This window comes from Moorena sp. SIO4G3 (assembly GCF_010692305.1).
Taxonomy (GTDB): domain Bacteria; phylum Cyanobacteriota; class Cyanobacteriia; order Cyanobacteriales; family Coleofasciculaceae; genus Moorena; species Moorena producens_A.
Map to the genome: position 1 here is coordinate 21142 of NZ_JAAHIG010000089.1, position 6438 is coordinate 27579.

12 protein-coding genes and 2 pseudogenes are annotated in these 6438 nt (G+C 44.6%); 7 read left to right on the plus strand and 7 right to left on the minus strand.

Translation table 11 applies throughout. The features are described from left to right. Positions 1 to 276 precede the first annotated feature (276 nt). The 3 genes and pseudogenes from F6J99_RS45630 (at position 277) to F6J99_RS17545 (ending at position 962) form a co-directional block, all read left to right on the plus strand. Positions 277 to 567: pseudogene (locus F6J99_RS45630) on the plus strand (hypothetical protein). Then, positions 568 to 747: a hypothetical protein gene (locus F6J99_RS17540; protein ID WP_293114013.1), complete on the plus strand. Its 180-nt coding sequence runs from the start codon at positions 568 to 570 to the stop codon at positions 745 to 747. A gap of 14 nt (positions 748 to 761) precedes the next feature. After that, positions 762 to 962 carry a hypothetical protein gene (locus tag F6J99_RS17545; RefSeq protein ID WP_293114014.1) on the plus strand — a complete coding sequence of 67 codons (201 nt, stop codon included), beginning with the start codon at positions 762 to 764 and terminating at the stop codon, positions 960 to 962. 215 nt (positions 963 to 1177) lie between these two features. On the opposite strand, the gene F6J99_RS17550 is transcribed toward F6J99_RS17545, so the two are convergent. Next, positions 1178 to 1519: a hypothetical protein gene (locus F6J99_RS17550; RefSeq protein WP_293114015.1), complete on the minus strand. Its 342-nt coding sequence runs from the start codon at positions 1517 to 1519 to the stop codon at positions 1178 to 1180. Between the two features lie 218 nt (positions 1520 to 1737). Further along, the gene (locus F6J99_RS17555) at positions 1738 to 1971 is read right to left on the minus strand and encodes a hypothetical protein (RefSeq protein WP_293114016.1); all 234 of its coding nucleotides are present in this window, start codon (positions 1969 to 1971) and stop codon (positions 1738 to 1740) included. 40 nt (positions 1972 to 2011) lie between these two features. Between F6J99_RS17555 and F6J99_RS17560 the strand changes: the two genes are divergently transcribed. Both F6J99_RS17560 and F6J99_RS17565 read left to right on the plus strand, forming a co-directional pair. Continuing rightward, positions 2012 to 2584, plus strand: a complete 573-nt coding sequence (locus F6J99_RS17560; RefSeq protein WP_293114017.1) for a Uma2 family endonuclease — start codon at positions 2012 to 2014, stop codon at positions 2582 to 2584. A gap of 323 nt (positions 2585 to 2907) precedes the next feature. After that, the gene (locus F6J99_RS17565) at positions 2908 to 3675 is read left to right on the plus strand and encodes a peroxiredoxin-like family protein (protein ID WP_293114018.1); all 768 of its coding nucleotides are present in this window, start codon (positions 2908 to 2910) and stop codon (positions 3673 to 3675) included. Between the two features lie 313 nt (positions 3676 to 3988). Here F6J99_RS17565 and F6J99_RS17570 read toward each other — a convergent pair whose 3' ends face one another. Next, entirely contained in the window at positions 3989 to 4312 is a 324-nt protein-coding gene (locus F6J99_RS17570; RefSeq protein ID WP_293114019.1) for a hypothetical protein, read from the minus strand. Between the two features lie 42 nt (positions 4313 to 4354). After that, positions 4355 to 4519 carry a hypothetical protein gene (locus tag F6J99_RS17575; RefSeq protein ID WP_293114020.1) on the minus strand — a complete coding sequence of 55 codons (165 nt, stop codon included), beginning with the start codon at positions 4517 to 4519 and terminating at the stop codon, positions 4355 to 4357. Positions 4520 to 4845: 326 nt separating this feature from the next. Between F6J99_RS17575 and F6J99_RS17580 the strand changes: the two genes are divergently transcribed. Continuing rightward, entirely contained in the window at positions 4846 to 5007 is a 162-nt protein-coding gene (locus F6J99_RS17580) for a hypothetical protein (protein WP_293114021.1), read from the plus strand. Here F6J99_RS17580 and F6J99_RS17585 read toward each other — a convergent pair. The 3 genes from F6J99_RS17585 to F6J99_RS17595 are packed head-to-tail and all read right to left on the minus strand — an operon-like array spanning position 4984 to position 5436. Further along, on the minus strand, positions 4984 to 5205 hold the full coding sequence (locus F6J99_RS17585; RefSeq protein ID WP_293114023.1) for a type II toxin-antitoxin system RelE/ParE family toxin: 222 nt from the start codon (positions 5203 to 5205) through the stop codon (positions 4984 to 4986). The genes F6J99_RS17580 and F6J99_RS17585 overlap by 24 nt on opposite strands. Next, the gene (locus F6J99_RS17590) at positions 5147 to 5308 is read right to left on the minus strand and encodes a hypothetical protein (protein ID WP_293114025.1); all 162 of its coding nucleotides are present in this window, start codon (positions 5306 to 5308) and stop codon (positions 5147 to 5149) included. The genes F6J99_RS17585 and F6J99_RS17590 overlap by 59 nt, the downstream gene beginning before the upstream one ends. Further along, positions 5305 to 5436, minus strand: coding sequence for a hypothetical protein (locus tag F6J99_RS17595; protein WP_293114022.1), 132 nt, complete (start codon positions 5434 to 5436; stop codon positions 5305 to 5307). Before F6J99_RS17595 ends, F6J99_RS17590 begins: the two co-directional genes overlap by 4 nt. 800 nt (positions 5437 to 6236) lie before the next feature. Between F6J99_RS17595 and F6J99_RS17600 the strand changes: the two are divergent. Beyond that, positions 6237 to 6438, plus strand: a pseudogene (locus tag F6J99_RS17600) (flagellar assembly protein H); the annotation flags it as partial.

Sequence of the window (6438 nt, forward strand, 5' to 3'; positions counted from 1 at the left end):
CGGAGGGGCATCCCGTGTCGTTAATAAAGCTTACCGAGTATCCGAACTGTTGGGTGGAGTTGGTAAGAAGCCCACACTGTAATCTACTGGCTTTGCCAGACGCTACGCGAACGATGAGCGTGTGGGAGTATGTCACTTAGGTAAGGTGATGTTTTCTTAAACATCAATGGGGAGAGGGGAAACACGGGGAGGCGGAAAAGCAACAAAAGTTGTTATTGTACAAATGTTGTTATTCTGCTAAGATGTTGTTGTTGTTGCACAACATAGGGATTTCCCATGCCTAGGCTTTCGATTGAGATCACCCCAGAACAGCATCAGAAGCTCAAAGCGATGTTCCTTTAGAACCGCTTCGCGAACGCAGCCCTGAGCGGGAAAACGATTAAGGAATATGTCCTTGAACGCTCTCTGCCTGATGTGCCCATCAACCCAGAACTAAGCTCCGAAGAAGCCCTGGCTCAACTGTCTGCCTTTCTCAAGCCGAGAATAGAAGCGGCTGAACGGGGTGAATTCTCCCCTAGCACTTTTGCAGATATTAAGCAGAAAGCACGTAATAACATCCAGTCCTGAATGAAGATGCCCTCATTCATGCTCACAGATGGAGCAGAGCAGCATTTAGAAGCTTTAGAGCTTGAAAGGCTGGAAAAAGAACAGGCATCACAACGAGCAGAACAGGCAGAAGCTTCCTTGCAAGCATTGTTGGAGCAGTTAAAAGCAAAGGGCATAGATCCAGAACAGTTCGAGCTATGAACCCCACAATTTCGATGTCAAAAACAAGCAAGAAGGGAGCTCCCAGCCCCACTGCCTCCAAAGCCAGAAACCCCCATTCCCCCTGTTTTAAGTTGATATTGCCCTTAACTAATCAAGACCGTAGAATTTCGCTCAAAGACGAACTCGCCATAGTCTGCAATGTCATCGAGTCCCATTACGTTAAGGCCAACCTCAACTATGAGCCACAGGGTTAGTTTGAGCAGTAATTTCTTCCACCGCACATTCATTTGTTTAGGCCAAATGGAGAGTTAGGTATGACTGAAATCTTGAACACTTAGAGTTATCGGCTGATCAGCGCCCCCCTGCCCCCAATTATGGGAGTTAATGATGTTAAATTTTTCCAGAATTGGGGTATAATAGGGGCTAAGGTAGGATATGAATGGACTGGTGCCAGATCTAAGTCTAAGTATTAAGTATTACTCAGGTTGAAGAGTTGAGTTTTCACATGACCCAGATAGCTAGAATCATTGATAGTTTCCGGGGATAATCTTCCTCTTGCAATAGCACTTTCTACGAGGTCTTTTGCGGTAACTTTCTTGCTTTTTATAGCGCTGATTAAAGCAGCATTACTGGGAATACCTTGGTCAGCAAAGTAGCCTTGATAAGCGAGATAGACGAGGTTAAAAGGTTGAACTTCGACAATATTATTACCGCTGGCGGTGGAGTTTGCAGCGATTTCCGATGCTAAGACGGGAGTGGTAGCGGTGGCAATCAACAACATGCCTAAGCTGCTAAGTACGAGACCTTTCATCTTTGTTCCTCCTAGAGTTGATTAGTTCAATTGCTTAACTGGTTATCTTGTCTTGATGCAGTCGCTCATGGCGCATGGGTCTGTGTGCGGAACCTGCGTCCGCACCTTGTAAGCCCCGTGGAAACCCCCGCATGAAGGCGCTGCATCGCTTAATTACTAGAATGCAGGTGTTAACTGAGGAGGAAGTGACCGTTAACTGAGAAGTTGATTAGGTGTTGCTAAGGAAACTGAATTATGGCCGTTATGAAAAAGGTGGGTACTTTTGTCCGGTGTTTTAGGGAACAGTGAACAGGGAACAGCGGATCTGGGAGTAGGGAGTAGGGAGCTTCGGAGCAGTGCTGCATCAAGACAGGGTTTGGGGGATTCAAACAATGAGCGCGATGTTCCTTTGGAACCGTTTCGCGATGCTCAGCAGGGTAATTATCCCGACATGAGATTAGCGTATCTGTCACAATTGATAAAATTAAGATAGATTAACTCAGGATAATTGATATGACTGAAACCATAGAACGAGTCAGTTGGAGAATCGATGATTTAGAACTATTGCCTCACTCTGAAGGGACAATATACGAAATAATTGAAGGAGAATTATTTGTGACTCGAACGCCTCACCGACGACATCAACAAATTTGTGGCAGAATTTTTAGTTATTTGAATAATTGGTCAGAATCAACAGGTAATGGTGAAACTATTATTACTCCCGGAATCATCTTCTCAGATGCCGATAATGTGATTCCTGATGTAGTGTGGGTAAGCCAAGAAAGATTAGCTCAAATAGAAGATGAAGCTGGACATCTTACCGCAGCACCAGAATTAGTGGTGGAAGTAATTTCTTTTGGTAAAGAAAATGAAAAACGCGACCGCGAAGTTAAAGTCAAATTATATTCAATTCAAGGGGTAAAAGAATATTGGATTGTCGATCGTTTTCGTAAGCAAGTAGAGGTATATCGCCGAGACAAGGTAAAATTAACTCTAGTGGCTACCTTATTTGAGAATGATGAGTTAAATTCTCCTTTATTACCAAATTTTGTTGTACTAATCAATCGCTTTTTTCCGGTTAAGTAAAACCGGAAGGATAACTGAATAATATCACCAAAATTATAGGTTGTCATACTCGGCATATTCAGGATTATCCCAAATTTACGATCGAGGCCGATAAATACCTTTGATTGAGGCAGCAATTTGAGTAGACCTGCTGGTAGGATTGAGTATCTGCTTTGGCTGGGAATGGAGAGCCACCAACAACCTCCTGATTTACCAGCAATTCAACAAATTAAAGAAGAAGCGTTCGCTTTTAGCGGAAGCGAAGCTTCATCGCAAAGCTCAAAGCAATGTCCAAACGTGCTTTACTTTTAATACTACATTCCCCTTAAAACAACCAGTTTATAATGAATCCTTACACAATCTTAAATCAGACCCAGTGTCAGCGGGTAAGTGATGGAGTCATCCTGCCACTTCTGAGCGGTTGTGAGTCAGCCACCCGCCAGCTGGTACTTGTCTGGCCCCAACTTGGAGATTTCGACAGTCTCGAATACGCTTGGTGGCTGCAACGGGAAGCAAAAAGTTTACAGGGGGAGGGTATAGTAATACGAGCTGTTGGTATTGGTAATCGCGATTCTGGTAAACGATTCTGCAACTATACGGGGTTTCCTGGGGATTGGCTGTTTGTCTCTCCCAATGCACAGCTGCACCACCAGCTTAATCTTTATCCAGGACTATCGCTCAAGCTACCAGGGCTCTCAATAACCCTAAATGCCTACTTGAATCTGCTGCTGATGTGTGCGGGTATTGGTAGTCCTGGCACTCTAGCTGAAGTATTTCGAGGGTATTGGGGCGATAGTCAGGCTCCGCAGTTGCTCGATGATGAGGAGGTTGTGCGAGGAGTACCACTTCCCCCTATCAAGGGCTCATTCTTCCGGCTGGCTGGTGGCAAAGGTTTTCAAAGACCCTTTGAATTGGCAACCCTGCGGCTGCGGAATATGACAGAGGTTTTAAGCCACTGGAATACTTATGTACCCAATGGGGCTTATCTGACCCAGCGAGGGGGAACTTTCTTATTCGATTCACAGGGGAAATTACTCTACGAATACCAGGATTGCGGGCTCCTTGGCTTTGCTCAGAATATGAGTCGTCCACTGTCGTTTTTATTAGATTAGCTCTAGCAAAGGGATAGTAACAATCTCTTGATAGAGCTAGTGTAATCGAACGCACAATAAAAGAGCGTATGCACTCAAACCAACCGACAACAGAGATCACCCTTCCAACCCACTCGCACTATTTTATTCGCATTTAATTTTCTTGTGTCAGGCTTTTGATAATCTTTTTAGCCAATCGCTCATTAATTTCTCGATGCCTTGGAATTGGTTCCGTTTGTCCGTTATTTGGGTTATGGTAACTATCGTGTTTCCCACCATGTCGAATTCATTTAGCAACCGGAGTGTTCTAAGTAGGCAATTAAATCGCGTCAAATCATGCAAGCTCAAGTTCTGCGACTCTCTTAATTCCGGGAATTTCTTCACTAGTAAATGTTCTATAGAGTACAGCTAAGTTCTCTTTTAATTCTTCACGATCAACCCCTTGTGTCCAATGATCTGGAAATTCATTCAAATAGCCCAAAAACATCCCATCCGCTTCTTTCCAATATGTATATGTAATTTTCATGGATTTTACCCTATTTTCGCGCTTCGATACTATCAGCGGTGCGACCCCGGTCGGGTTTCCCGACAAGCGTGAATGCGCACCAAGAGAAATTATTTTCTTTTCTTTGTCAGACGCGCAAACGGTTTTACTCACCGACAATAAGTAACGTCTTAATTTTAACCAATCCCCATCAGTTTAAGCAATCCCCACCCGATCGCCATCGATGATGCGATCGCTGAAAGCGGGGCTTCGCCCATCGCACTTCAGCAAATCATCAAGATAGAATGTAGGGTGGGGAACGCGACAGCATAACCCACCGCAGATTCCGGTTGGGGTGGTGCGTTCCCAAATACCGATCAATCTCCCAGTCGCAATGGTTTCAGGGAACGCACCCTACAGGCGATCGCACTAGGAATGGCTCTTACTATCACAACTGGACTTTTCCTTGTCACCAGTGCGTCCGCTCCTTCAATAACTTACAAATTTAGAAGATGATTAATTGTTACACCCGGAAATATTTTCTCATATTAACACGAAGGTGGTGCGTTACATTTCACCGCGAAGCACCCTACAAGAGCTAAAAGTAAAAGCTGTACGATCGCACTACATCACCACCTCAATTCAATCGTAGGTTGGGTATAGGAACGGAAACCCAACAAAATCAGACCGCCACACCAATTAAATGAATGGTTCTATTTTGTAGCGAGCAGATACCAGGCTCTTGGGTCGAAGACCTTGTGTTGAGGGGAATTCGGTTGGGTAACATTCAACAACCCAACCTACAAGAGCGACGATCGCTACGAGCCAATTGGCATCAGCCTAGTTCAACACCCACGGGTTTGCTGTGATGCGTGCCGGATGTGTAGAATGCGAACGGTCGCTCCTTCTTGCTCTTCCAATATGGTAAAAAGAATTCGATATGAATTACGTCCGCGACCGTAGAGTAATTGTCGTATTTCTTGACTGAAATACTTATTCTCTATTGCATTAGGACAACGTTTTGGAAATTGCGATAGAGATTCGATTGCTTTTAGCAATAAGCGCATACCAAAGGCTAGCCTGGGTAGGAGATGTGACTTGGGATAAACGTAGGAAGGCGCTGTCGGCTTCCGCCTCTGCCACACTGGCAATTTCAAGAGAGTATTTCATGAATCGACTGGCAGGTTATACTGGCGACGTTGCTCTATAGCAAACTCAGCGAAAGACCGAAATCGACCTGCATCGAAATCATTCAGTCCTTTTTGAATGCCCTTTATAGCCTCCTGTGAATCTTCCACCTCCGACTCTAAGACACTAGCCAGCAATTCGGAGGCAACCAAGCTAACATCTTGACCTCGCTGAGCAGCATATTCACGCAGTAGTGCTTCTAATTCTGAGCTAAGGGATAACTACCTTTGTCATCGACCTACTTTCCTCCCAACCTTTGCTTCTTAGCTGCATTCTAGCAAAGTGTGGGGGTGCGTTACTAAGCCATTTCCTCAACCCACCTGACAAGTCGCGATCGCACGCTAGTGGTCAATGTATGTTATCGGCAACAATCGGATAAGCGATCGCACTCACCACCTCAATTCAATCGTAGCTTGGGGTGAGGTGAGGAAACCCAACAACATCAGACCGCCACACCAATTAAATGAATGGTTCTATTTTGTAGCGAGCAGATACCAGGCTCTTGGGTCGAAGACGTTGTGTTGAGGGGAATTCTGTTGGGTTTCATTCTTCTTGCTGGTATTACACCAGTGGGCCGAGCAACAGTAATAGCGCTGCGCTTGAACTTTTGAGTTTCTGGTTCAAGCAAGAGCAATTTGGATTGAAGTAGGCTGGCATCCACCTAATGAGTAGGTAACAGAATTGAGCATTGATGGAAATATTGATCGCGTACGACCGATATTTGCAAACAAAAATGCCTACTCATTATAGCCTATAATGGTGGGCACTTGTGTTTGTAAATCTAGGATTTTATCAAAGATTATCGCACAAGTCCCCACCCTACAATCTACTAGCCAGCTACCAATTCAAGCCTATAATGGTGGGCACTTGTGTTTGTAAATCTAGGATTTTATCAAAGATTATCGCACAAGTGCCCACCCTACAAGCTTATGTAATGACCCGATTTATCCACGACCAATTTGCCAAAGATTATTTAGAAGAATTATTATCACAATTTGGGGAATGTCAGGCTCCCCTAGAAATCCGCAGCGAAATCCGACAAGTCGATGTATTTTTTGCCCCAGCCAATCAAGCACCAACTTCCCCAGAAGCCTTAGGCTTATTAGGGAAAT

Bases quoted from the DNA above. Each gene is read 5' to 3' on its own strand.
- F6J99_RS17540 (WP_293114013.1), top strand. From the start codon at position 568: ATGAAGATGCCCTCATTCATGCTCACAGATGGAGCAGAGCAGCATTTA.
- F6J99_RS17545 (WP_293114014.1), top strand. From the start codon at position 762: ATGTCAAAAACAAGCAAGAAGGGAGCTCCCAGCCCCACTGCCTCCAAA.
- F6J99_RS17550 (WP_293114015.1), bottom strand. From the start codon at position 1,519: ATGAAAGGTCTCGTACTTAGCAGCTTAGGCATGTTGTTGATTGCCACC.
- F6J99_RS17560 (WP_293114017.1), top strand. From the start codon at position 2,012: ATGACTGAAACCATAGAACGAGTCAGTTGGAGAATCGATGATTTAGAA.
- F6J99_RS17565 (WP_293114018.1), top strand. From the start codon at position 2,908: ATGAATCCTTACACAATCTTAAATCAGACCCAGTGTCAGCGGGTAAGT.
- F6J99_RS17580 (WP_293114021.1), top strand. From the start codon at position 4,846: ATGGTTCTATTTTGTAGCGAGCAGATACCAGGCTCTTGGGTCGAAGAC.
- F6J99_RS17585 (WP_293114023.1), bottom strand. From the start codon at position 5,205: ATGCGCTTATTGCTAAAAGCAATCGAATCTCTATCGCAATTTCCAAAA.
- F6J99_RS17590 (WP_293114025.1), bottom strand. From the start codon at position 5,308: ATGAAATACTCTCTTGAAATTGCCAGTGTGGCAGAGGCGGAAGCCGAC.